The sequence below is a fragment of the Streptomyces ficellus genome (assembly GCF_030406405.1).
Classification (GTDB): Bacteria; Actinomycetota; Actinomycetes; order Streptomycetales; family Streptomycetaceae; genus Streptomyces; species Streptomyces ficellus_B.
Map to the genome: position 1 here is coordinate 108,911 of NZ_JAUEPL010000008.1, position 24,343 is coordinate 133,253.

Sequence of the window (24,343 nt, forward strand, 5' to 3'; positions counted from 1 at the left end):
ACAATCGGTAGGTGAGGCGCGTCACAGTCGCGCCCCCTTCGGGTCTTATGCCCGCTCCCCACGAGGAGGTGCTGTCATGACGGTCCAAGAGCTGCCCGGTGCCGCGCCCTACCGGCCCACCCCGCCCCCGGCGTGGAAGCCGCGCACCGACCCCGCACCGCTGCTCCCGGACCCCGAGCCGTACCGGGTGCTGGGCACGGACGCCGCCGCCGGTTTCTCACCCGAGCTGCTGCGCCGGCTGTACGCCGAGCTGGTGCGCGGCCGCCGGTACAACGCGCAGGCGACGGCCCTCACCAAGCAGGGCAGGCTCGCGGTGTACCCGTCGAGCACCGGCCAGGAGGCGTGCGAGGTCGCCGCCGCCCTGGTGCTGGAGGACCGGGACTGGCTCTTCCCGTCGTACCGCGACACGCTCGCCGCCGTGGCTCGCGGCCTCGACCCCGTACAGGCCCTGACGCTGCTGCGCGGCGACTGGCACACCGGCTACGACCCGCACGAGCACCGCGTGGCGCCGCTGTGCACGCCGCTCGCCACCCAGCTGCCGCACGCCGTGGGCCTGGCCCACGCCGCCCGCCTCAAGGGCGATGACGTGGTGGCACTGGCCATGGTCGGCGACGGCGGCACCAGTGAGGGCGACTTCCACGAGGCGCTGAACTTCGCGGCCGTATGGCAGGCACCGGTCGTCTTCCTCGTACAGAACAACGGCTTCGCCATCTCCGTGCCGCTCGCCAAGCAGACCGCGGCGCCCTCCCTGGCCCACAAGGCCGTCGGGTACGGAATGCCGGGCCGGCTCGTCGACGGCAACGACGCGGCCGCCGTGCACCATGTGCTCTCCGAGGCGGTGGCCCGGGCCCGTAGGGGCGGCGGACCGACGCTCGTGGAGGCGGTGACCTACCGCATCGAGGCCCACACCAACGCCGACGACGCGACGCGCTACCGCGGCGACAGCGAGGTCCAGGCATGGCGGGAACACGACCCGATCCGGCTGCTGGAACAGGAGCTGACCGAGCGCGGCCTCCTCGACGAGACCGGCATACGACAGGCCGCCGAGGCCGCCGAGGCGATGGCCGCGCGGCTGCGCGAACGCATGAACGCGGATCCGGAACTGGACCCGATGGACCTCTTCGCGCACGTGTACGCCGAGCAGACGGCACAACTGCGCGAGCAGGCCGAGCAGTTGCGTGCCGAGCTGGCGGCGGAAGCGGAAGGTGACGGCCGATGACCACCGTGGCAGCCAAGCCCGCCACCATGGCGCAGGCGCTTCAGCGCGCGATGCGCGACGCGATGGCCGAGGACCCGTCCGTCCATGTGCTGGGCGAGGACGTCGGCACGCTCGGTGGCGTCTTCAGGGTCACCGACGGACTCGCCAAGGAGTTCGGCGAGGACCGCTGCACGGACACCCCCCTCGCCGAGGCGGGCATCCTGGGCACGGCCGTCGGCATGGCGATGTACGGGCTGCGGCCGGTCGTCGAGATGCAGTTCGACGCCTTCGCCTACCCGGCGTTCGAGCAGCTGATCAGCCATGTCTCGCGGATGCGGAACCGGACGCGGGGCGCGATGCCGATGCCGCTGGTGGTCCGCGTGCCCTACGGCGGCGGGATCGGCGGCGTCGAGCACCACAGCGACTCGTCCGAGGCGTACTACATGGCGACTCCGGGGCTCCATGTCGTCACGCCCGCGACGGTCGCCGACGCGTACGGGCTGCTGCGGGCCGCCATCGCCTCCGACGACCCGGTCGTCTTCCTGGAGCCCAAGCGGCTCTACTGGTCGAAGGCCGACTGGTCACCGGACAGGCCCGAGGCCGTTGAGCCGATCGGCCGCGCGGTGGTGCGGCGGGCCGGGCGCAGCGCGACGCTCATCACCTACGGGCCGTCCCTGCCGGTCTGCCTGGAGGCCGCCGAGGCCGCGCGGGCGGAGGGCTGGGAGCTCGAGGTGGTCGACCTGCGGTCGCTGGTGCCGTTCGACGACGAGACGGTCTGCGCGTCGGTACGGCGCACGGGGCGCGCGGTCGTCGTCCATGAGTCGGCCGGCTTCGGCGGGCCGGGCGGGGAGATCGCCGCGCGGGTCACCGAGCGGTGCTTCCACCACCTGGAGGCCCCCGTGCTGCGGGTGTCCGGGTTCGACATCCCCTACCCGCCGCCGATGCTGGAGCGGCACCATCTGCCCGGCGTCGACCGGGTGCTGGACGCGGTCGCGCGACTGCAGTGGGAGGCGGAGAGCTGATGGCCCAGGTGCTGGAGTTCAAACTGCCGGACCTCGGCGAGGGCCTCACCGAGGCGGAGATCGTGCGGTGGCTGGTGGACGTCGGGGACGTCGTCGCCATCGACCAGCCGGTCGTGGAGGTGGAGACGGCCAAGGCGATGGTCGAGGTGCCGTGCCCGTACGGGGGTGTGGTGACCGCCCGGTTCGGCGAGGAGGGCACGGAACTTCCGGTCGGCGCCCCGCTGTTGACGGTCGCGGTCGGCGAAACGTCGGCGTCGGCGCCGCCCGCGTCCGCTTCCGCCCCTGCGTCCGCATCCGCGTCCGCCCCCGCGCCCGCTTCCGGGACGGCTGCCGCGCCGGCTGCTTCTTCCGGTTCTTCCGGCGAGGGCTCGGGGAACGTGCTTGTGGGGTATGGCACGGGCGCCCCGGCGGCGCGGAGGCGCCGGGTACGGCGGGAGTCACCGGCAGCGGCGTCGGCAGTGGCGCCGGCGGCGGCGCCCACGGCGAGGCCGGCGGCTGCCGCCCCTTCCGATGGGCCGGTGCCGGTCATCTCCCCGCTCGTGCGCAAGCTCGCCCGCGAAAAGGGTGTCGATCTGCGGCAGTTGCCGGGCTCCGGGCCCGATGGGCTGATCCTTCGGGCCGATGTGGAGCGGGCGGCGGCAGCCGCGGCGGCTCCCGCACCGGCTGCCGCGCCGGTCACGGCACCAGCCGCCGCCGGGCAGCACGCCGGGGAACGCGTGCCGCTGCGCGGCGTACGCGGCGCGGTCGCGGACAAGCTGTCGCGCAGCCGGCACGAGATCCCCGACGCCACGTGCTGGGTCGACGCGGACGCGACCGAGCTGATGGCCGCGCGTGCCGCGATGAACGCGGCGGGGGGACCCAAGATCTCCCTGCTGGCGCTGCTCGCCCGCATCTGCACCGCCGCGCTCGCGCGCTACCCGGAGCTCAACTCCACGGTGGACACGGTTGCGCGGGAAATCGTGCGCCTGCCCGCGGTGCACATGGGCTTCGCCGCCCAGACCGACCGGGGCCTGGTCGTGCCCGTCGTCCGGGACGCGCACACGCGTACGGCCGAGTCCCTGACGGCGGAGTTCGCCCGGCTGACGGAGGCCGCGCGGACCGGGACGCTGACCCCGGCGGACCTGACCGGCGGGACGTTCACCCTGAACAACTACGGGGTGTTCGGGGTCGACGGCTCCACGCCGATCATCAACCACCCCGAGGCGGCGATGCTCGGCGTGGGGCGGATCGTGCCCAAGCCGTGGGTGCACCAGGGCGAGCTGGCCGTCCGGCAGGTCGTCCAGCTGTCGCTGACCTTCGACCACCGGGTGTGCGACGGAGGCACGGCGGGCGGCTTCCTGCGGTACGTGGCGGACTGCGTCGAGCACCCGGCGGTGCTGCTGCGCACGCTGTAGGAGCGCGCCGGGGCGGCGGCGGGCTGTGCCCCGGTGCCCCGGCCGTGGGGGAGCGGGCGGGCCCGGGGATACTGGTGGGGTGACCCGATTTGACGTCGTCGTACTCGCCGGGGGTGCCGCCCAGCGGCTCGGTGGGGTGGACAAACCAGGGGTGAGCGTCGGCGGGCGGGCCCTGCTCGATCGGGTGCTGCTGGCCTGTCGGGAGGCCGACCGCGCCGTTGTCGTGGGCGGCCGGCGGGCCACGTCCCGGCCGGTGGTGTGGGCGCGGGAGGAGCCGCCCGGGAGCGGGCCGCTCGCGGCGCTCTCCGCGGGGCTCCGGCATGTGGAGGCCGACACCGTGGTCGTCCTCAGTGGCGACCTGCCGTTCCTCGGGGACGGCAGCGTACGGAAGTTGGTCGAGGCGCTCGCGGGGTCGAGCGCCGAGGGCGTGCTGTCCGTGGACCCCGACGGGCGGGACCAGCCGCTGGTCGCCGCGTACCGTACCGAGCCACTGCGCCGCGAGATCGCTCTGCTGGCGGCCGAGCACGGCAATCTGATCGGCTTGCCGCTGCGGCTGCTCATGAACGAGCTGAACCTGGTACGGATACCGGCCGGGCCCCTCGCCTCCTTCGACTGCGACACCTGGGAAGACATCGCCGCGGCCCGCGCCAGGATCAGAGAGCATGGGAACGTGCTGGACGAATGGATCACCGCAGTCAAGGACGAGCTCGGTATCGACCTGGAGGTCGACACCGGCGTCCTGCTCGACCTGGCCCGCGACGCCGCGCACGGCGTGGCGAGACCGGCCGCACCGCTCACCACCTTCCTGGTCGGGTACGCGGCCGCCAAGGCCGCCGGGAGCAACCCCGGGGCCGTCGCGGACGCCGTCGCCGACGCCGCCCGCAAGGCCGCCGCGCTCGCCGACCGCTGGGCGAACGAGGCAGGGGACGGCGACGGGCCGCGTACCGGGAGCGGGGCCGGCGCGCCATGACGGATCCGGAGGTCGACGGCGTCGACGAAGCACTCGCGCTGGTCGGGCCGCCGGCCCGCAAGCCCGAGCCGCACCGGGCCACGCCCTGGGGCGACGCCCGCTCCGTCGCCGCGCGGGCCGGGGCGGGTCGCCCGGCACGGACGCGGCGGGTGGAGCTGGGCCAGGCGCTCGGCCGTGTGCTCGCCGAACCGCTGGCCGCCCTCACCGATCTGCCGCCGTTCGACACCTCCGCCATGGACGGGTGGGCCGTCGCGGGCCCCGGCCCGTGGGAGGTCCACGAGAGCGAATCCGTCCTGGCCGGTCATGCGCAGACGCCCCCGCTGCCGGACGGCGAGGCGGTACGGATCGCCACCGGCGCCCGTATCCCCTCCGGTGCCACCGCCGTGATCCGCAGCGAGCACTCCCGTACGGACACCACGGGCCATCTGCACGCCCAGCGAGCGGTGACCCACGGGCAGGACATCCGGCCGCGCGGCCAGGAATGCCGGTCCGGTGACCAGCTGCTGCCCGCCGGAACGCCCGTCACGCCCGCCGTCCTCGGACTGGCCGCGGCCGCCGGGTACGACGAGCTGCACACCGTCGAACCGCCCCGCGTGGAGGTTCTGGTCCTCGGCGACGAACTGCTCACGGCGGGACTTCCGCACGACGGGCTCATCCGGGACGCCCTCGGCCCGATGCTCGCGCCGTGGCTGCGCGCCCTGGGCGCGGACGTCGCCGTGACCCGGCGCATCGGGGACGACGCCGAGGCGCTCTACGCGGCGGTGAGCGACTCCGAGGCGGACGTGGTGATCACCACCGGCGGTACCGCCTCCGGGCCGGTCGATCACGTACACCCCGTCCTGCACAAGGCGGGCGCCGAACTGCTGGTCGACGGCGTGAAGGTCCGCCCCGGTCATCCGATGCTGCTGGCCCGGCTCACCCCGGCCAAGCACCTGGTCGGACTGCCCGGCAATCCGCTGGCCGCGGTCTCCGGGCTCCTCACCCTCGCGGAACCCCTGCTGCGGGGCCTCGCGGGGCGCCGCGCCCCGGCGCCCTACCGGGCCCCCGTCCGCGACGAGGTGCACGGCCACCCGTACGACACCCGCCTCGTGCCGGTGGTGCACGGCGGCCCGCACGTCGTACCGCTGCACTACAACGGCCCGGCCATGCTGCGCGGGATCGCGGCGGCGGACGGGCTGGCGGTCGTCCCTCCGGGCGGCGCCGGGCCCGGTGACGAACTGGAGATCCTGGACCTGCCCTGGGCACCGACCACCGAGGGGTGTTTCACGTGAAACTTCCCGGCCAGGACGTCATGGCCCGCAATGCAGAGGAGCATGTGGTCGGCGGCCGCATCAGGCTCCCCAACCCCATCGTCCAGCGACCCCTTCAGCAGGTGCTCAAGCGGTTGCTGATGGCCCTCGGCGTGCTGGCACTGACCGTCCTCATCGTCATGCTCGACCGCGCCGGCTACCACGACAACGCGGACGAAGAAGTCGACTTCCTCGACGCCATCTACTACGCGACCGTGACCCTGTCGACCACGGGCTACGGCGACATCGTTCCGCACAGCGACAGTGCCCGGCTCGTCAATGTGCTGTTGGTGACACCGCTGCGCGTGCTGTTCCTGATCATCCTGGTCGGTACCACTCTCGAGGTCCTCACCGAGCGCACCCGCGAAGAGTGGCGGCTGAAACGCTGGAGGACCACCTTGCGCGACCACACCGTCATCATCGGCTTCGGTACGAAGGGCAGGTCGGCGGTCCAGACGCTGTGCGCCACCGGCCTGAAGAAGGACCAGATCGTCATCGTCGACCCGAGCAGCAAGGTGATCGAGGCGGCGAACGCGGACGGATTCACGGGCGTCGTCGGTGACGCCACCCGCAGCGATGTGCTGCTCCGTGCCGAACTGCAGCGTGCCCGGCAGATCGTCATCGCGACCCAGCGCGACGACACGGCCGTACTCGTCGCGCTGACGGCTCGCCAGCTCAACCGCGGCGCGAAGATCGTCGCGGCGGTACGGGAGGAGGAGAACGCGCCCTTGCTGCGCCAGTCCGGGGCGGACGCCGTCATCACGAGCGCGAGCGCCGCGGGCCGGCTGCTGGGCCTGTCGGTGTTGAGCCCCAGCGCGGGCGCGGTGATGGAGGACCTGATCCAGCAGGGCAGCGGACTCGACCTGGTCGAACGGCCGGTGATAAAGGCCGAGGTGGGCAAGAACGTACGCGAGACGGACGATCTGGTGATCAGCGTCCTGCGCGGACACCGGCTGCTCGGTTACGACGATCCGGCCGCCAGCCCCTTGCAGCTGACGGACCGGGTGATCACCATCGTACGGGCGAGCAGTGCGCCGCCTCGGTTGAGTACGCCGCCGGAGTAGCCTCGCGGCCATGCATGCCATCACGATTCCCGAACCCGGTGGTCCAGAGGCGCTCGTGTGGGCCGAGGTCCCCGATCCCGTGCCCGGCGAGGGCGAGGTCCTCGTCGAGGTGGCGGCGAGCGCCGTCAACCGCGCCGATCTGCTGCAACGACAGGGTTTCTACGACCCGCCGCCCGGCTCGTCCCCGTACCCCGGGCTCGAATGCTCCGGACGCGTCGCCGCGCTGGGCACCGGGGTCTCCGGGTGGGCCGTCGGCGACGAGGTGTGCGCGCTGCTCGCGGGCGGCGGATACGCCGAGAAGGTCGCCGTGCCGGTCGGGCAGCTGCTGCCGGTGCCGAACGGGGTGGACCTGGTGACGGCCGCGGCGCTGCCCGAGGTGACCGCCACGGTGTGGTCGAACGTGTTCATGATCGCCCACCTGCGGCCGGGCGAGACACTGCTCGTGCACGGCGGTGCGAGCGGCATCGGCACGATGGCCATCCAGCTCGCCAAGGCGGTGGGCGCACGGGTCGCGGTGACGGCGGGCAGCGCGGAGAAGCTGGCGCGCTGCGCCGAGCTGGGCGCGGACATCCTGATCGACTACCGCGAGCAGGACTTCGTCGAGGAACTGCGCAAGGCGACGGACGGGGCGGGCGCGGACGTCATCCTCGACATCGTCGGCGCCAAGTACCTGGACCGGAACATCAAGGCCCTCGCCGTGAACGGGCGGCTCGCGGTGATCGGGCTCCAGGGCGGCGTGAAGGGCGAGCTGAACCTGGGCGCGCTGCTCGCGAAGCGCGCGGCGGTGACGGCGACGTCGCTGCGCATGCGGCCACTGGAGGAGAAGGCGGCGATCGTCGCTGCCGTACGCGAGCACGTGTGGCCGCTGATCGCGGCGGGCACGATCCGCCCCGTGGTGGACCGCACGTACCCCATGCCGGAAGCGCCGGAGGCCCACCGGACGCTGGAGTCCGGCGCCCACGTCGGCAAGGTCCTGCTGGTGACCCCCGCCTGACGGCCGGCACGCCTGATGGCCGGCACCGCTGACGGTACGTCTGATGACCGGCACGCCTGACGGTACGCCAAGGCCCGGCACACTCCACGTGTGCCGGGCCTGAACCGGGTTGCCGGACCGCGGGCGTTGCCGGGCAGGTGCCTTACAGGTAGGGACCCGAGCGGATCGCGCCGTGGCCATGGCCGTGATTGTCGTCGTCATCGTGCGAAGCGCCGGAGGGCAGCGCGCGGCGCATCTGCTCCAACTGGGCGCGGGCCGCCATCTGCTGGGCGAACAGCGCCGTCTGGATGCCGTGGAACAGGCCCTCCAGCCAGCCCACCAACTGCGCCTGCGCGATCCGCAGTTCCGCCTCGGAGGGGATGGCCTCGTCCGTGAAGGGGAGCGAAAGGCGCTCGAGTTCCTCGACGAGCTCGGGCGCCAGGCCGTCCTCCAGCTCCTTCACGGAGCTGGCGTGAATCTCTTTCAGACGCACCCGGCTGGCCTCGTCGAGAGGAGCCGCGCGGACTTCTTCCAGAAGCTGCTTGATCATGCTGCCGATGCGCATGACCTTCGCAGGCTGTTCAACCATCTCCGTCACCGGGACCTCGCGCGACTCGTCGTCACCGTCACCGCCGCCGAGTGCCATTCCGTCCTGTCCCACTACGAGGACGTGGGGGCTGCTCTCATGCGACCGTTCATTCCTCGGCATCTCCATGCCGCCCATTCTCTCGCACAGGTGCGTCACCACACGGTGTGCCCCCGTACGAGAGTGATCCACCCTCGCACGGGGGCACAGTCAGGCCACGGCGCACAGCCGGCCCGAAGAAGCGGAGCCGCCGATCACGTCGCCGCGCGGCGGGCCATCGCCCCGCGCGAGCGGGTGACGAGGGCCGCGAGGAGGGCGGCGCCCAGCGGGACGGCGACCAGCAGGGCCGCCAGCGTCTCCCACGGGACGACGATCGGTACGTGCGGCAGGCCTATCGAGCCGCCGCCGCCCTGGTCCAGTGCCTCCTGGTACCAGGCCGTCTGCTGGCGCCGCTCGGTCAGCCGCAGCCCGATCGCCGGCAGGACACCCGCCGCCGAACCGAGCAGCACGCCCATCACGGCGACCACCCCGCACTGGAAGCCGCTCAGCGTCCGCCGTACGCGCGGCGGCGCACCGACCGCGGCCAGTGTCTTCAGGTCGGCCTCCGCGTCCGCCTGGGCGAGACCGGTGGCGATACCGGCCGCGCCGATGGTGATCAGCCCGGCGAAGACGGTCAGCGCCAGCAACACGATGCTGTTCTGGCTGACGAAGCCCTCCTCCACATGGAGCTCGACGCCGGCGCCCGTCTTGGCGAGTTCGTCGTCCAGCCGCTGGCGCTGCTCCGTGCTCGGCAGCCTGTCGGTCGAGAAGTACGCGCCGAACGGCACCGTCGTGAGGCCCGCCGCCTTGGCCGCGGCCGGCGGCACGATGCCCGCCAGGCCGTAGGACTCGGTTCCCCGGGCGAGCTGGTACGCGTCGAACGACGTGACCTGGCCCGGCGCCTCCTTGCCCTGGGCCATGGCCTGCTCGGCCTTCGCGGAGTCGGTGATCAGCTTGATACCGACCTTGCCCTCGGCGTCGATCAGGGAACGGGAGAAGGACACGATCCTGCCCGCGGCCAGTGCCCTCTCAGCCGCAGGGTCCTTGATCCCGAGCACCTTCAGCAGCGTGGCGTCGGCGACGACCAGCCCGCTCTCGGTGTACGCCATCTCCGGCGCCTCCTTGCAGCGCCAGTCCTCGGCGAGCTTGCGGCGCTCCGCCTTGGTGAACTTCTCCGCAGGGTCCGAGCCGTCGAGCGACGAGGCCCACATCGGGCACTCGTTGGCCTTGGGGATGACGACCTCATGACGGCCGCAGCCCTCACCCTGCCCGTACATCTCGCAGCCGGCCCTGCCGACCGCGATCCGGTCCACATCGGCCCGCACCTCGACGGGCACGTTCTTCTGCACCGCGTCGCGCACCGCCGGGACGTCCCGGCCGCCGCCCTCCCGAACCAGGACGGAGACCGCGCCGTACGGCAGCCGCGCCTCGTACGCCGCCCGCTGCTGGGCGTCGCTGCTCGCCTGGTACGTAGCCACGGCCACCGTGCCCGCGACCGCCGCCAGCACGGCGGCGACCGCCGGCGCCGTACGCCCCCGGTTGCGTACCGCGTCCCGCAGCGCCAGGCGCGGCGAAAGCGGCAGCCAGCGGCCGGTGCGCCCGAACAGGCCCACCAGGGCGGGGGTGATCGCGACGACGCCCAGCTCGGCGATCGCGCTGCCGCCCGCGACGATGATGAACTGGTCGGAGAACACCGACCCGTACAGCGCGATCGCGGCGCCCAGCACGACGGCTACGAGGCCCAGGACGGGCAGCACCCGGCTGCTGCGGCGCACCCCGCGGCGGCCGGTGAGCGAGGCGAGGACGGTCTGACGGGAGGCGGTGACGGCCGGTACGACCGCGGCGAGCAGGCCGGTGAGCACGGCGAGCAGCCCGATGCCGAGCAGCTCCAGCGGACGGACGTCGAAGGCGCCGAATCGCTGGCCCATGTAGTCCTCCAGCACCGGCTGGAGGAGGAACGTCAGGATCAGCCCGAGTACCGTGCCGACGACCGCCGCGGCGATGCCGATCACCAGGCCGCCGGCCAGGACGATCGCCCGGATGTGGCGGCGGTCGCCGCCGTTGGCCCCGACCAGCCCGAGCTGGCGCCGCGAGCGGCGGGCGCCGACGGCGAAGGCGGGACCTGCCAGCAGGCAGATCTCCAGCATCGCCAGGCCGACCACCGTACCGGCGGCCGCGAGCGCGGCGGCCTTGGCGGCCGTGCTGTCGCCGTAGTTACCCCAGCCCTCCATCTGGAACAGCGGTACGTCGGAGTCGGCCGGCGGGTTGAGCACGACCGCCCGCGACATCACCATGACGCCCTTGGCGTTGGCCTCCTTGACCATGTTCCACGTGAAACCATCCGCCCCGGCCGCCGAACGAGGCAGCTTCAGCAGATACGTGGTGCTCTCCTTCGCGTCGGCCAGGCCTTCCGCTTCGAGCGCCTTGCCGAGCGGCTCCAGGAAGGCCCCTGGCAGCGCGTTGACCTGGTCGGTCTTGAGGGAGTCGGGCAGCTCATAGGAGCCGACGATCCGGTACTCGCGGTCGAGACCGCGCGCGGTCAGCGTCGAGCCGATCCTCAGCCCACTGGACTCCAGGAAGTGGGTGGTCGCGGCTACCTCGTCGGCCTTCTCGGGGAACCGGCCGTCCTGGAGGGTCATGATGCCCCTGGCCATCGGGTGGGCCGCCTGGAGCTCCCGGATATCGGTCTGGAGCAGGCCGTGTTCGGTGCGCAGCTTTCCGAACCCCTGCGAGTCCTCCAGAACCGTGGAGTTCGGGGGGAAGGCCTTGGTGAGGTCCGTCGTGCCGCTGGGCCACGGCTTGTTCTCGAAGTCGCCCACCGGCATGGAGTCTTCCTGCACCGGGTGCTGGTGGATCGGCGCACCGCCGTAGCCGGAGTCGGAGATCCGGGCGTCGGCGGCACCGATCGACCGGGCCAGCCTCTCCTCGGTGGACAACTCCGAGCTGCGCAGCGTGAGATCGGCGGCGCTCACTCCGAGGATCGGCAGCGCGATCATCGACAGGACGAGGAAGCTGCGGCCCTTGTAGCGCCAGGCGTCACGACGGGCGATACGCACCGCGGCGCGCCACGAGTGGAACCAGTTGTTCACCGTTCGGCCGCCTGCCCCGACAGCAGGGAGTCGGCGTCGCTGCGGAGGGTCTGGTCGACGACCGCGCCGTCACGCAGGAAGACCACCCGGTCGGCCCAGGCGGCGAACCGCGGCTCATGGGTGACCAGGACACCCGCCGCGCCCGCGTCGCACCGGTTGCGCAGCAGGGCGAGCACGGACTCACCGGTCTCGGAGTCCAGGGCGCCGGTCGGTTCGTCGGCGAGGACCAGCCGCCGGTCGCCGACCAGGGCGCGGGCTATCGCCACGCGCTGCTGCTGGCCGCCGGACATCTCGTCGGGGAACCGGTCGGCGAGGTGGCCCAGGCCCATCTCCGCCAGCGCGGCGAGGGCCTCGGCACGCGCTCTGCGCGCGGAGACGCCGTCCAGCTCGCGGGGGAGGGCGACGTTCTCGGCGGCGGTCAGAGCGGGGATGAGGTTGTAGTCCTGGAAGACGTACCCGATGCTGCGGCGGCGCAGCGCGGCCAGCGTCTTGCGGTCCGCGGCGGTGATGTCGGTGTTCTCGACGATCACCTGGCCGGAGCTGGGGGTGTCGAGGCCGCCCGCGATGGTGAGCAGCGTGGACTTGCCGGAGCCAGACGGGCCCATGACGGCGACCAGTTCGCCGGGGAAGACGTCGAGGTCGATACCGCGCAGGGCGTGTACCTCGGTGGCGCCGGTGCCGTGCACCCGGGTCAGTTGCTGGAGTTGCAACACGGGCTGCTGTGACGTGGGTCGTGACATGGAGAGGGGTCCCCCCTTGGACGTACGCGTGCGTCAACAGGCGTACGGAGCGAATAAAGCGAGACAAAGCGGACGAGTCGAACAAGCCGAACAAGTCAAATAAAACGAACAAGCCGAGCAAGACGAACAAGACGGAAGGAGGGCGAATGAAGCGAATGAGGCGGATGGTTCGGATACGTACGGAGTGGTCAGCTCCGTGACGTGCGGCTGAGGCCGGTCGCATCCCCGCCCGGCGCGTGGCTGAGGCCGATCGCGTCCCCGGCCGGCGCGCGGCGGCCCGGGTCCGGGACGCGCGGGGGAGCGTCCTGAGCGGTGCCGGACGCCCGCGCGGCGGCGGAGAGCCGGATGAGCCGGGCTTCGCAGTGGTCGAGCCAGCGCGCCTCGGCCTCCGTCTGGAAGATCAGCTGCTCCAGCACCAGCAGCCATGCCACGTCATCACGTTCCTGTGAGGCCCCGCTCTCCAGGGCCGTGATCGCCTGGGCCTTGAGGCGCGTGTAGTCCTGCATGGCCTCGACGGTGTGGCGGCGCTGCGACTGGATGACGTTGCGGATGTCGACGCCTGGCGCCCCGACCGCCATGGCCAGCTTGATGGCCAGTTCGTCACGGGCGGGGCTGGTGCGGTCGACGGGCTTGTCGTACCAGGCCCGAAGCTCCTCACGGCCCGCTTCCGTGATCGCGTAGAGCGCGTGACCGGCCTCGTCCTCGCCGCCCTGCGCGACAAGGCCGTCCCGCTCCAGTCGGTTGAGGGTCGTGTAGACCTGCCCGACGTTGAGCGGCCAGGTGGAGCCGGTGCGCGACTCGAACTCCGTACGGAGCTGGGAGCCGTAGCGAGGGCCGCGTTCGAGGAGGGCGAGGAGCCCGTGGCGGATGGACATACTCAGTATGTATACCGAGTATGTCGGCGCCGACAAGCGACTGCGGAAGGATCTGGCACGTCCGTCCGAAGGAGGACGGGGACGCTCAGCGGCGCCTCATCCGCAGCCCGAGGAAACCGAGCCCGAGGCCCATCGTGGCCAGCCCGACGCCGAGCGTCAGGACAGGAATCTGCCGGTCAACGACCGTTTCGGAGGCTCGCGCGGCCCGCTCGTACGCGGCGGCGGGCGGCGAGAGCGGCGGGTCGGCGGCCGCCGGGGACTCCGACTCAGGTACCGCTTCCTCTCCCGTTTCCTCACCCCACGGCCCCTCCGGCGCTGTTGCCGTTTTGGTACGTGAGGAGTCGGCCGAGCCGGACGATGAGGCGTCCGGCGCCGAGGGGGCCGGGCTCACGGACGGCGAACTCGGCCGCCCCGGCCGCTTCCGCCCCTCCCCGGCCGGCCGCCCGGCGAGCGACGGGCTCACCGGGGCGGCGTGCCGCGTCGGCCCGAGGACAGCACCGGCGCCGGGGCCGGGACCGGAACCGGAACCGGTGTCCCATGAACCGGAATCCGAGGAACCCGAGCCCGAGCCGGGGGCCGAAGCGGACGAAGGAGCGGACCAAGGAGTGGACCAAGGCGCGGATGAAGGAGGGGACGAAGGAGCGGAAGCGGGAGCGGAGGAAGGACGCGAGGCAGGACGGGCCCCGTTCGGCCGGGTGACGTCACCGGCACCGATGCGGACGTCCCCGGCGCCCGGCGGCTCGGAGGCGGGCCCGCTCCCCGCCGCGGACGAGGCCGGCGCGACCCCGAGCGAGGACGTGGCCAGTAGCAAGGACGCGAGGGTCATCGCGCACCGTGGGCCGAGCCTTGGAGCCACCGGGTGACCCCCTCCCGTGCGAGCCGCTGAGGAGCCGTGGACGACGGACTGACAACGGACTCAGCGTCACACGCCGCATGCGCGCCGGCATCCCGGGCGCCCCCACGGCCACCCACAGGAGGTACCCCCCGAGGCGTCAGGTACCCGGGTCACCCGTGGCGACGGTGAGCTCGAACGTCTGGTTTCCGGGCACCACGGCCGTCCCCTCCGTCGGGAACTGCGAGATCACCTGGTCCTCGGCGAACTGCGGGTCGTCCACTTCCTTGACGTTGACCTTCCAGCCCGCCGCCTGGATACAGCTCTTGACCGAGATGACGTCCTTGTACGTGAAGCTCGGCGCCTGGACCTTGGCCGGGTCGTCGCTGTCCTCCGAGGCGTCCGTGCACTCGGTGGTCTCCATCGTCCGGTGGCGCTCCGGCGGCCTGTGCCCGGCCTGGGCCGAATCCGTCGCCGTGCTGCCGCCCGCCTCCGGGGTTCCCGGGTCGTCCTCGCCGTTGAGGACGAGCACCGTGACCAGGCCGCCGATGGCGAGGACGGCGGCCGCGATCGCACCCACGATGACCGGCATGCTGCCCCGGCCGCCACCGTTCGAAGGCGCCGGGGACGAGGCCTGCGGGGAGATCGTGTACGGCGGAGGCGCGGGCGTCCGGTACGCGGGGGCAGGCTGCTGCTGCGGGTACCCGTACGAGGGGGCCGGAGCCGGAGTCCCGTACGGACCCGGCTGGTACGGCGTCTGGACGCTGTGCGGGCCGGGCGCCGGGGCCGTGTGGTCGACCGGCGGGAAGACGGCGGAACCGACCCCCGCGCCGCTGTTGGACACCGGCGCGCCCTGCACGATCACCGGCGCGCCCGTCTGGCCGGCCGACAGCAGCCGCAGGCACTCGTCCCGCATCGCCGCCGCGCTGGGGAAGCGCTCGTTCGGGTTCTTCTTCAGCGCCCGCGCCACCAGCGCGTCCATCGCCGGTGTGACGGACCTGTTGATGGAGGACGGAGCGACGGGCTCCTCCTGCACATGGGCGTACGCGATGGCCAGCGGCGAGTCCGCGTCGAACGGAATGCGCCCGGTCAGGAGCTGGAACAGCATGATGCCGACCGAGTACAGGTCGGACCGGGCGTCCACGCCGCGCCCGAGCGCCTGCTCGGGCGACAGGTACTGCGGGGTGCCGACCACCATGCCGGTCTGCGTCATGGAGGTGACGCCCGACTGCATGGCGCGCGCGATGCCGAAGTCCATCACCTTGACGACCCCGCGCTTGGTCATCATCACGTTGCCCGGCTTGATGTCGCGGTGGACCAGGCCCATCTCGTGGCTGGTCTCCAGCGCGGCCAGCACATCGGCGGTCACCCTCAGCGCCTTGTCGGCCGGCATCGCGCCGTACTGCCGGATGTCCGCCTGGAGCACGGACCCGAGCGGCTGCCCCTCCACGTACTCCATGACGATGTACGGCATGAGCGAGCCGCCCAGCTCGTCCTCGCCGGTGTCGAACACCGAGACGATGTTGGTGTGCTGGAGCTTGGCGACGGCCTGCGCCTCGCGCCGGAACCGCTCGCGGAACGACTGCTCGCGACCCAGCTCCGTGTGGAGCGTCTTGATGGCGACCTGACGGTCCAGCGCGCTGTCGTACGCCAGGTATACGGACGCCATGCCGCCTTCGCCGAGCAGGTCGCGGAGCTGGTACCGGCCGCCCGCCACCGAGCCGCCCGCATAGCGGCCCTGTGCGCCGTCCTGGCTCATTTCTTGCTCCCCCGTGCGTGGCCGCGGTGATCCCGTTTTTACGGGCCAAGTCTGCCCGAGGGCGGTGACACGTCAAGCCGGGTGCCCGTTCCGTGACCGTACGCGCAACAAGCGTCTCGGAAGCGTTACCCGACGCTGACCGGCCCCGCGTACCGGCCCCGTACCGATCTCTGCACCGGACCCGTACCGATCTCCGCGCCCGACCGGCATGGGAGCGGCATGGAATTTGCACAGGCGTACAGGGAACCGGTTGGATGGCCGGTCCATCTCGAACCGGCGCGGCGCGGGAAGGCTGTAGCGTGACGTGACGTAGTACCCCTTTGGACACGGCGGCACACCGCACGCGCAGAGCGAGCGGGCGGACAGATACGACGGCGAGGACTGATGGCATCCGAATCCGAGGCAGGCGGCGGCGGAGCGTCGGATGCCGCCGAGTGGGGCGCCGGCGGGCTCGTCGGAGACGGCCGCTACCGGCTGACCCACCGCCTCGGCCGCGGCGGCATGGCCGAGGTGTTCGCGGCTGAGGACGTACGGCTGGGCCGCACCGTGGCCGTGAAGCTGCTGCGCGCGGACCTCGCCGAGGACCCGGTCTCCAAGGCCCGCTTCACCCGCGAGGCACAGTCGGTCGCCGGCCTGAACCACCATGCGATCGTGGCGGTGTACGACTCCGGCGAGGATGTCGTCAACGGCCAGTCCGTCCCGTACATCGTGATGGAGCTGGTCGAGGGCCGCACCATCCGTGACCTGCTGCTCAACGCCGAGGCCCCGCCGCCGGAGCAGGCGCTGATCATCGTCTCCGGTGTGCTGGAGGCCCTCGCCTACTCGCACCAGCACGGCATCGTGCACCGCGACATCAAGCCCGCGAACGTGATCATCACGCACAGCGGCGCCGTCAAGGTGATGGACTTCGGCATCGCGCGCGCCCTGCACGGCGCGCAGTCGACGATGACCCAGACCGGCATGGTCATGGGCACCCCGCAGTACCTCTCCCCCGAGCAGGCGCTCGGCAAGGCCGTCGACCACCGCTCGGACCTGTACGCCACCGGCTGCCTGCTGTACGAGCTGCTCGCGCTGCGCCCGCCCTTCACCGGCGAGACACCGTTGTCGGTCGTCTACCAGCACGTCCAGGACATCCCGGTCCCGCCGTCCGAGGTCTCCGACGTCGCCCCGCCGGAGCTCGACGGCCTGGCCATGCGCGCCCTGGCCAAGGATCCGGACGACCGGTTCCAGAGCGCCGAGGAAATGCGTGGTCTGGTCCAGTACGGGCTGCAAATGCTCCAGCAGCAGGGTGGCCACACCGGCACCTGGAACACCGGCCCGGTCGACGCGTCGCACGACGGTCTCCGCACCCCGGCCGGCGGCGTCGCGGCGACCGCCGTGATGGGCCACCCGACGCACGGCGACACCTCCCAGGGCCCGATCCTGCCGCCGCCGAACCCGGAAGACGGCGCGTACGCGTACGACGGCGGGCGCGGCGGGAACGGCGGCAAGGGCGGTGGCCGCGGCAAGCTGTGGCTGTTCGTCGCCCTCGCGCTGATCGCCATCGTGGCGGGAGTCACGTACGCGATCGACCAGGCGACCACCTCGAAAGGTGAGGAACAGAACCGGAAGCAGCCCGCCACCACCTCTCCGTCCACGCCCGGCAGCGCCAGCCCGTCGCCCAGCCAGGAGAAGACGGAGGAGGCCGATCCGCCCAGCGGCTCGACCGGCGGCGGCAACGACAACTGGTACCCGCCCACGCACCAGACCCCGTCGCAGCCCCGGACCGACGACCCGACGCCCAGCGGCGGTACGCCGTCGACGCCCGGCACCACCGAGGGCGGTACGACGGACGGCACCACCGAGGGCGGTACGACCCAGGGCGGCACCACCGAGGGCGGTACGACGGACGGCGGGACGACCCAGGGCGGTACGACGGACGGCGGCACCTCCGACGGCGGTACGACGGACGGCGGCACCTCCGACGGCGGTACGACGCAGGGCGGTGGGACGACCCAGGGCGGCACGACGCAGGGCGGCGGTACCGACCAGGGCACCACGACTCAGGGCGGCACCACCGGCTGAGCCCGGCGACACCACCGGCTGAGCCCCACTCGCCCCGCCGCCCGCCCCGCCGCCCGCCCCGCCGCCCGCATCACCGGCCGGCCGCGCTCAGCCCGTGAAGGCGTCGCAGACCGCCTCGTACTCCCGTGTCCACCACACCGCCAGGGCCGACGCCGCAGGGAACTGCGGGTCGGCCCTTCGGTCGTGCAGCTGGTAGCGCCAGCGCAGTATCCAGAAGTCGTTGAGCCGCTCCCACCACACGCGGTGCACCGCCGCCGCCAGTTCGGCGGAGTCGGCCCCGGCCGCCCGCCGGTACGCGCGCGCGTACGCCCGGACCTTCGCCAGCTCCAGGCCCCCGGCCGGCTGTACGAAGAAGATCGCCGCGGCCCGTACCGCCTCCTCCGCCCGCGGCTGCACGCCCAGCCGGTCCCAGTCGATGATCGCCGCCGGTTCCGCGCCCCGGTAGAGCAGGTTCAGCGGGTGGAAGTCCCCGTGCACCCAGCCACCGGCCGACGCGGGCGGCGGGCGGCGGTGCGTGTGCTCGGCCAGCAGCCGGCGCCGCTCCAGCAGCCGGTGCTCGGCGAGCTCGTCGAAGGAGTCCCGGGGGCGGCGGCGCCGGGTGAGGGCGAGCAGTTCGTCGATGAGCCGGAAGGTCTCGTCCGGGTCGGCGCTGCGGTGCTGCCGGCCGCTGCCGGGGGCACCATGCTGATCGCCGCGGGGGTCGCCGTAGGGGTCGCCGTGCTGATCGCCGCGAGGGTCGCCGTGGGGCTCCATGACCTGCTCCAGGCAGGTGTGGACGAGCCCGAGCAGCGCGCCCAGGCGCCGTGACCCGGCCGTGGTGAGCTGCGCGCCGCCCCGGTGCCGGCCCTCGACCCAGGGGTGCAGGGCGTAGCAGTGGCCGCCGATCACCGCGACCGTACGGCCGTCGGCGTCGGCCAGGGGCGGGGCCACCGGGACGCCGAGGTCGTGCAGCCGCTGGGTGGCGCGGTGCTGGCGGACGATGGTGTCGCGGTCGGCGGTGGGGGCGTCGAGGTGCTGTTTGAGGAAGTACGCGCCGTGGGTGGTGGCGAGGCGGTAGCCGCGGTTGAGCAGGCCCTGGGTGACGGGGACGCATGAGAGGGGCTCGCCCGCGTTGGCGTAGCGGCGCAGGAGCGCACTCACGGGTGGGACGGCGGTTGCAGATGAGCGCGGCACTCACCAAATGTTAGATCACGCAGCGTGTCGGGAAGCTCGCTCGGCGGAACAGGCCGGACAGCGCACGGTCGCCGGCCGCGGTCCGACCGGTCCCGTCCCCCCGGATACTCACTCTTCCCGTGTCCGGGGTCCCCGGGATAACGTGCCCGTGTTCCGGCGGCTCACAAGGCTGTGACCAGTCATTTGTCCCCCCTTTCTCGATTTACTTGGAAATCCAAGCAAAATCGCTGGTCAAAGGGGGTTTCGCAGCAATGCGGTGCACTGGGTAACGTGCCTATGACAGGGGGCTCGCCGGGGCACCTGTCACGCCTGTTCCCGGCCGAGGGCACCCACCCCCGTGCACCCGTACGGAGACAGGCGAGCCGCTCCCCCTCGCTCTGAAGGAGCAGGGGGACCCCCAGCTTCCCGGCGGACCCCGGGGGCCGGACAGACGGAGGAGCACGCACGTGACCGTGGAAGGCACTGCCGCGCGCAAGCCGCGACGCAGCAGTAAGCGCACCAGCGCGAGCGCGAACAAGGCACCCGGCGCGCCGGGCACCGAGCCCACGCTTGAGCCCCAGCTCGTACAGCTGCTGACGCCCGAGGGTGAGCGCGTCCAGCACCCGGAGTACGACCTCGACCTCAGCCCCGAAGAGCTGCGCGGCCTGTACCGCGACATGGTGCTGACCCGTCGCTTCGACGCCGAGGCCACCTCCCTCCAGCGCCAGGGCGAGCTGGGCCTGTGGGCCTCGCTCCTCGGCCAGGAAGCCGCCCAGATCGGCTCCGGCCGTGCCCTGCGCGACGACGACTACGTCTTCCCGACCTACCGCGAGCACGGCGTCGCCTGGTGCCGCGGGGTCGACCCGGCGAACCTGCTCGGAATGTTCCGGGGCGTGAACCACGGCGGCTGGGACCCCAACAGCAACAATTTCCACCTGTACACGATCGTCATCGGCTCGCAGACCCTGCACGCCACCGGCTACGCGATGGGCGTCGCCAAGGACGGCGCCGACAGCGCGGTCATCGCGTACTTCGGCGACGGCGCCTCCAGCCAGGGCGATGTCGCTGAATCGTTCACCTTCTCCGCCGTCTACAACGCTCCGGTCGTCTTCTTCTGCCAGAACAACCAGTGGGCCATCAGCGAGCCGACCGAGAAGCAGACCCGCGTCCCGCTCTACCAGCGCGCGCAGGGCTTCGGCTTCCCCGGCGTCCGCGTCGACGGCAATGACGTGCTGGCCTGCCTGGCCGTGACCAGGGCCGCCCTGGAGCGGGCCCGGCGCGGTGAAGGCCCCACCCTGGTCGAGGCGTTCACCTACCGCATGGGCGCCCACACCACCTCCGACGACCCCACCCGCTACCGCCTGGACGACGAGCGCGCGGCGTGGGAGGCCAAGGACCCGATCCTGCGGCTGCGTACGTACCTGGAGAAGCAGGGGCACGCGGACGCCGCGTACTTCGAGCAGCTGGAAGCGGAGTCGGAGGCGCTCGGCAAGCGCGTGCGCGAGGCCGTGCGAGCCATGCCCGACCCGGACCACATGGCCATGTTCGACCATGTGTACGCAGACGGGCACGCGCTCGTCGACGAGGAGCGCGCGCAGTTCGCCGCGTACCAGGCGTCGTTCGCGGACGGGGAGGTCAAGTAACCATGGCTGTACGGAAACTCCCGCTCGCCAAGGCGCTCAACGAGTCGCTGCGCAAGGCCCTGGAGACCGACCCCAAGGTCCTCATCATGGGTGAGGACGTCGGAAAGCTCGGCGGCGTGTTCCGCGTGACGGACGGGCTGCAGAAGGACTTCGGCGAGGACCGGGTCATCGACACCCCGCTCGCCGAGTCGGGCATCGTCGGTACGGCGATCGGGCTCGCGCTGCGCGGCTACCGCCCGGTCGTGGAGATCCAGTTCGACGGCTTCGTCTTCCCCGCGTACGACCAGATCGTCACGCAGCTCGCCAAGATGCACGCCCGCGCGCTCGGCACGGTCAAGCTGCCGGTCGTCATCCGCATTCCGTACGGCGGCGGCATCGGCGCCGTCGAGCACCACAGCGAGTCGCCCGAGGCGCTGTTCGCGCACGTGGCGGGCCTGAAGGTGGTCTCGCCCTCGACCTCGTCGGACGCGTACTGGATGCTCCAGCAGGCCATCCAGAGCGACGACCCGGTGATCTTCTTCGAGCCCAAGCGCCGCTACTGGGACAAGGGCGAGGTCGACACCGAGGCCATCCCGGGCGAGCTGCACAAGGCCCGTACGGTGCGCGAGGGCTCGGACCTGACCCTCGCGGCGTACGGCCCGATGGTGAAGCTCTGCCTGGAGGCCGCCGCGGTCGCCGCCGAGGAGGGCCGGTCGGTGGAGGTCGTCGACCTGCGCTCGATGTCGCCGATCGACTTCGACACCATCCAGGCGTCGGTCGAGAAGACCCGGCGGCTGGTCGTCGTGCACGAGGCGCCGGTCTTCTACGGCTCCGGCGCCGAGATCGCCGCGCGCATCACGGAGCGGTGCTTCTACCACCTGGAGGCGCCGGTCCTGCGGGTGGGCGGCTACCACGCGCCGTATCCGCCGGCACGGCTGGAAGAGGAATACCTGCCGGGCCTGGACCGGGTGCTCGACGCCGTCGACCGCTCGCTCGCGTACTAGAGGAGTGCCGTGACCATGACTACCGCGTCCTCTCGCTACCGCGAGTTCAAGATGCCCGACGTGGGTGAGGGCCTGACCGAGGCCGAGATCCTCAAGTGGTACGTCCAGCCCGGTGACACGGTCACGGACGGGCAGGTCGTCTGCGAGGTGGAGACCGCGAAGGCGGCCGTCGAGCTGCCGATCCCGTACGACGGGGTGGTGCACGAGCTGCGCTACCCCGAGGGCACGACGGTCGACGTCGGCCAGGTGATCATCTCGGTGGACGTCGCGCCGGGGTCCGCCCCGGAGCCGGAGCCGGTCGCCGAGCCCGTCGTGGAGCCCGCCGCCGGTCAGCCCGCCGCCGGTCAGGCCGCCGCCGGTGAGGCCGGCGCCGGTGAGGCCGCCGCCCAGCCGTCCGGCCGTCAGCCGGTCCTGGTCGGGTACGGGGTCGCCGAGTCGTCCACCAAGCGCCGCCCGCGCAAGACCCCGGCGGCGCCCCAGGAAGCCGCGCGGGCCGCCGTCCAGGGCGAGCTGAACGGCCACGCCGAGGCCACGGCACCCGCCGCCGCCCCCGAAGCGCCCGCCGCTCCCCGCCCGCTCGCCAAGCCGCCCGTGCGGAAGCTCGCCAAGGACCTGGGCGTGGACCTCGCGACCGTGACGCCGACCGGGCCGGACGGGATCATCACCCGCGAGGACGTCCACGCGGCCGTCTCGCTCGCCGCCGCCTCGGTGGGCGCCCCCGCCTCGGTGGCCGCCCCCGCCTCCGTACCCGGACAACCGGCACAGGAACAGCCGGAGCCGCAGCCCGCCGTGGGCGCCCGGCGCGAGACCCGCATCCCCATCAAGGGCGTACGCAAGGCCACCGCCCAGGCGATGGTCGGCTCGGCCTTCACGGCGCCGCACGTCACCGAGTTCGTCACGGTCGACGTCACGCGCACGATGAAGCTGGTCGAGGAGCTCAAGTCCGACAAGGACATGGCGGGGCTCCGGGTGAACCCGCTGCTGCTCATCGCCAAGGCGCTGCTGGTGGCGATCAGGCGCAACCCGGGGATCAACGCCTCCTGGGACGAGGCCGCCCAGGAGATCGTGGTCAAGCACTACGTGAACCTGGGCATCGCCGCCGCCACGCCGCGCGGCCTGATCGTGCCGAACATCAAGGACGCGCAGGACATGACCCTGCCCGAGCTGTCGCGGGCCCTGTCCGACCTGGTGTCCACGGCCCGTGAGGGCAAGACGACCCCGGCGGCCATGCAGGGCGGCACGGTGACCATCACCAACGTCGGTGTCTTCGGCGTCGACACCGGTACGCCCATCCTCAACCCGGGCGAGTCGGCGATCCTCGCGATCGGGGCGATCAAGCTCCAGCCGTGGGTGCACAAGGGCAAGGTGAAGCCCCGTCAGGTGACCACGCTGGCCCTGTCGTTCGACCACCGGCTGGTCGACGGCGAGCTGGGCTCCAAGGTCCTGGCGGACGTCGCCGCGATCCTGGAGCAGCCCAAGCGGCTGATCACCTGGGCCTGAGCCCTCGTACATCGGAAAGGGCCCGGACGCGTATCGCGCGTCCGGGCCCTTCACGCGTCACCGTGCCGGGATCAGTCCCGCTGGGCGCCCGTCGGCAGGGAGCGCAGCTCCATGGTGCTCGCCGTCGTGGAGCCGAAGCCGTAGTCCAGCAGCTTGGCCGCGTCGTTCCAGCGGTCCGGGGCGTTGAGGACGACGCCCACGTAGGTCTGGGTGCCGCGGGTGGCCGCGAAGACCAGGCAGGGGCCGGCCGTGGTGCCCGTACCGGTCTTGATGCCGACCGCGCCGCTGTAGGAGCCGAGCAGCTTGTTGGTGTTGTACCAGGTGTACGTGCGCGTGGCGCCCGTGCTGGTGGTGGCGGTGGTCCGGTACGAGGTCGCCTTGACGACGTCGCGGAACGTGGCGCTGCTGAAGGCGTGCCGGGCCATCTTGGCGAGCTCGGGCGGGGTCGTGTAGTTCGCCCCGGTCGCCGAGATGCCGTCGAAGGAGTCGTAGTTGGTGTTCGTCAGACCCAGCTGCTTGGCCTTGGCGTTCATCTTGGCGATGAACGACTTGGTGCGGGCGGCCGTGGTCGTACCGGTGCCGAAGGTGTCGGCCAGGGCGTACGCGGCGTCGCAGCCGGACGGCAGCATCAGCGCCGAGAGCAGCTGGCGGACGGTCAGCTTGTCACCGGTCTTCAGGTCGGCGGTACTGGCGCCGGTCCTGGTGACGTAGTCGCGGTACGCCTGCTTGATGGTGACCTTGCGGTTGAGGTCGACGCCCGGTGTGGTGAGGACCACGATGGCGGTGGTGACCTTCGTCGTGCTGGCCATCTGGCGGCGCGTGGTGTTGGCCTTGCCGTAGAGGGCCTTGCCCGTCGCCTGGTCCACCATGAAGCCGCCCTTGGCGCTGATGGTGGGGACGGGCGTCGCCGCCTGCGCGGGCGCCGCGAGCGGGGAGGCGGTCAGCAGCAGACCGCCCGTGAGGGCGACCGTGGCGGTGCGGCGGACGGCCGTGTTGATGGATATCAAAAGGAACGCTCCGAGTTCACGAATGCGTGGACATGCGGGAAAAACGCTTCAACCGGACCTGCTGGCAAGCGAGTGCCGTTCTCAAGACTCACCAGCACCCCGAAGGGATGTACGCCAAGCGCCTATGAGATCGCCCGGTGTGACCGATTGCACACCCGTCCGCA

At 72.2% G+C, this 24,343-nt stretch carries 18 protein-coding genes; 11 read left to right on the forward strand and 7 right to left on the reverse strand.

The window, feature by feature from the left end; translation table 11 throughout:
- The first annotated feature begins 76 nt into the window (after positions 1-76).
- The 7 genes from pdhA (QWM81_RS08735) (at position 77) to QWM81_RS08765 (ending at position 7,931) form a co-directional block, all read left to right on the forward strand.
- A complete protein-coding gene (gene pdhA, locus QWM81_RS08735) occupies positions 77-1,219 on the forward strand; it encodes a pyruvate dehydrogenase (acetyl-transferring) E1 component subunit alpha (RefSeq protein WP_290111139.1) in 1,143 nt (380 codons plus the stop codon).
- A complete protein-coding gene (locus QWM81_RS08740; RefSeq protein WP_290111140.1) occupies positions 1,216-2,220 on the forward strand; it encodes an alpha-ketoacid dehydrogenase subunit beta in 1,005 nt (334 codons plus the stop codon). The genes pdhA (QWM81_RS08735) and QWM81_RS08740 overlap by 4 nt, the downstream gene beginning before the upstream one ends.
- Complete coding sequence (locus QWM81_RS08745; protein WP_290111141.1) at positions 2,220-3,614, forward strand: dihydrolipoamide acetyltransferase family protein; 1,395 nt, start codon at positions 2,220-2,222, stop codon at positions 3,612-3,614. Before QWM81_RS08740 ends, QWM81_RS08745 begins: the two co-directional genes overlap by 1 nt.
- A gap of 79 nt (positions 3,615-3,693) precedes the next feature.
- Positions 3,694-4,584, forward strand: a complete 891-nt coding sequence (locus QWM81_RS08750; RefSeq protein ID WP_290111143.1) for an NTP transferase domain-containing protein — start codon at positions 3,694-3,696, stop codon at positions 4,582-4,584.
- Entirely contained in the window at positions 4,581-5,855 is a 1,275-nt protein-coding gene (locus tag QWM81_RS08755) for a molybdopterin molybdotransferase MoeA (protein ID WP_353938286.1), read from the forward strand. The genes QWM81_RS08750 and QWM81_RS08755 overlap by 4 nt, the downstream gene beginning before the upstream one ends.
- Positions 5,856-5,875: 20 nt before the next feature.
- A complete protein-coding gene (locus QWM81_RS08760; protein WP_290111144.1) occupies positions 5,876-6,937 on the forward strand; it encodes a potassium channel family protein in 1,062 nt (353 codons plus the stop codon).
- Between the two features lie 10 nt (positions 6,938-6,947).
- The gene (locus tag QWM81_RS08765; RefSeq protein WP_290111145.1) at positions 6,948-7,931 is read left to right on the forward strand and encodes an NAD(P)H-quinone oxidoreductase; all 984 of its coding nucleotides are present in this window, start codon (positions 6,948-6,950) and stop codon (positions 7,929-7,931) included.
- Positions 7,932-8,073: 142 nt separating this feature from the next.
- Here QWM81_RS08765 and QWM81_RS08770 read toward each other — a convergent pair whose 3' ends face one another.
- The 5 genes from QWM81_RS08770 to QWM81_RS08790 form a co-directional block, all read right to left on the reverse strand.
- Positions 8,074-8,625, reverse strand: a complete 552-nt coding sequence (locus QWM81_RS08770) for a bacterial proteasome activator family protein (protein WP_290111146.1) — start codon at positions 8,623-8,625, stop codon at positions 8,074-8,076.
- Between the two features lie 125 nt (positions 8,626-8,750).
- Positions 8,751-11,624, reverse strand: a complete 2,874-nt coding sequence (locus tag QWM81_RS08775; RefSeq protein WP_290111148.1) for an ABC transporter permease — start codon at positions 11,622-11,624, stop codon at positions 8,751-8,753.
- A complete protein-coding gene (locus QWM81_RS08780) occupies positions 11,621-12,364 on the reverse strand; it encodes an ABC transporter ATP-binding protein (protein ID WP_290111150.1) in 744 nt (247 codons plus the stop codon). Before QWM81_RS08780 ends, QWM81_RS08775 begins: the two co-directional genes overlap by 4 nt.
- A gap of 188 nt (positions 12,365-12,552) precedes the next feature.
- A complete protein-coding gene (locus QWM81_RS08785; protein ID WP_290111152.1) occupies positions 12,553-13,239 on the reverse strand; it encodes a PadR family transcriptional regulator in 687 nt (228 codons plus the stop codon).
- A 992-nt stretch (positions 13,240-14,231) separates the two neighbouring features.
- Positions 14,232-15,830: a protein kinase domain-containing protein gene (locus QWM81_RS08790; RefSeq protein ID WP_290111153.1), complete on the reverse strand. Its 1,599-nt coding sequence runs from the start codon at positions 15,828-15,830 to the stop codon at positions 14,232-14,234.
- A 384-nt stretch (positions 15,831-16,214) separates the two neighbouring features.
- Here QWM81_RS08790 and QWM81_RS08795 point away from each other — a divergent pair, with 384 nt between their 5' ends.
- On the forward strand, positions 16,215-17,894 hold the full coding sequence (locus tag QWM81_RS08795; RefSeq protein ID WP_290111155.1) for a protein kinase domain-containing protein: 1,680 nt from the start codon (positions 16,215-16,217) through the stop codon (positions 17,892-17,894).
- Positions 17,895-17,981: 87 nt separating this feature from the next.
- Here QWM81_RS08795 and QWM81_RS08800 read toward each other — a convergent pair whose 3' ends face one another.
- A complete protein-coding gene (locus QWM81_RS08800; protein ID WP_290111156.1) occupies positions 17,982-19,067 on the reverse strand; it encodes a phosphotransferase in 1,086 nt (361 codons plus the stop codon).
- 446 nt (positions 19,068-19,513) lie between these two features.
- Between QWM81_RS08800 and pdhA (QWM81_RS08805) the strand changes: the two genes are divergently transcribed.
- Genes pdhA (QWM81_RS08805) through QWM81_RS08815 form a run of 3 tightly spaced genes read left to right on the forward strand, consistent with a single transcriptional unit; the run spans position 19,514 to position 23,172 of the window.
- Positions 19,514-20,689: a pyruvate dehydrogenase (acetyl-transferring) E1 component subunit alpha gene (pdhA, locus tag QWM81_RS08805; protein WP_290111157.1), complete on the forward strand. Its 1,176-nt coding sequence runs from the start codon at positions 19,514-19,516 to the stop codon at positions 20,687-20,689.
- Positions 20,690-20,691: 2 nt separating this feature from the next.
- A complete protein-coding gene (locus tag QWM81_RS08810) occupies positions 20,692-21,672 on the forward strand; it encodes an alpha-ketoacid dehydrogenase subunit beta (RefSeq protein WP_290111158.1) in 981 nt (326 codons plus the stop codon).
- 15 nt (positions 21,673-21,687) lie between these two features.
- On the forward strand, positions 21,688-23,172 hold the full coding sequence (locus QWM81_RS08815) for a dihydrolipoamide acetyltransferase family protein (protein ID WP_290111159.1): 1,485 nt from the start codon (positions 21,688-21,690) through the stop codon (positions 23,170-23,172).
- Positions 23,173-23,243: 71 nt separating this feature from the next.
- On the opposite strand, the gene QWM81_RS08820 is transcribed toward QWM81_RS08815, so the two are convergent.
- Positions 23,244-24,176, reverse strand: coding sequence for a D-alanyl-D-alanine carboxypeptidase family protein (locus QWM81_RS08820; protein ID WP_290111209.1), 933 nt, complete (start codon positions 24,174-24,176; stop codon positions 23,244-23,246).
- Positions 24,177-24,343 lie beyond the last annotated feature (167 nt).

Bases quoted from the DNA above. Each gene is read 5' to 3' on its own strand.
- pdhA (WP_290111139.1), top strand. From the start codon at position 77: ATGACGGTCCAAGAGCTGCCCGGTGCCGCGCCCTACCGGCCCACCCCG.
- QWM81_RS08740 (WP_290111140.1), top strand. From the start codon at position 1,216: ATGACCACCGTGGCAGCCAAGCCCGCCACCATGGCGCAGGCGCTTCAG.
- QWM81_RS08745 (WP_290111141.1), top strand. From the start codon at position 2,220: ATGGCCCAGGTGCTGGAGTTCAAACTGCCGGACCTCGGCGAGGGCCTC.
- QWM81_RS08755 (WP_353938286.1), top strand. From the start codon at position 4,581: ATGACGGATCCGGAGGTCGACGGCGTCGACGAAGCACTCGCGCTGGTC.
- QWM81_RS08760 (WP_290111144.1), top strand. From the start codon at position 5,876: ATGGCCCGCAATGCAGAGGAGCATGTGGTCGGCGGCCGCATCAGGCTC.
- QWM81_RS08765 (WP_290111145.1), top strand. From the start codon at position 6,948: ATGCATGCCATCACGATTCCCGAACCCGGTGGTCCAGAGGCGCTCGTG.
- QWM81_RS08770 (WP_290111146.1), bottom strand. From the start codon at position 8,625: ATGGAGATGCCGAGGAATGAACGGTCGCATGAGAGCAGCCCCCACGTC.
- QWM81_RS08780 (WP_290111150.1), bottom strand. From the start codon at position 12,364: ATGTCACGACCCACGTCACAGCAGCCCGTGTTGCAACTCCAGCAACTG.
- QWM81_RS08785 (WP_290111152.1), bottom strand. From the start codon at position 13,239: ATGTCCATCCGCCACGGGCTCCTCGCCCTCCTCGAACGCGGCCCTCGC.
- QWM81_RS08790 (WP_290111153.1), bottom strand. From the start codon at position 15,830: ATGAGCCAGGACGGCGCACAGGGCCGCTATGCGGGCGGCTCGGTGGCG.
- QWM81_RS08795 (WP_290111155.1), top strand. From the start codon at position 16,215: ATGGCATCCGAATCCGAGGCAGGCGGCGGCGGAGCGTCGGATGCCGCC.
- QWM81_RS08810 (WP_290111158.1), top strand. From the start codon at position 20,692: ATGGCTGTACGGAAACTCCCGCTCGCCAAGGCGCTCAACGAGTCGCTG.
- QWM81_RS08815 (WP_290111159.1), top strand. From the start codon at position 21,688: ATGACTACCGCGTCCTCTCGCTACCGCGAGTTCAAGATGCCCGACGTG.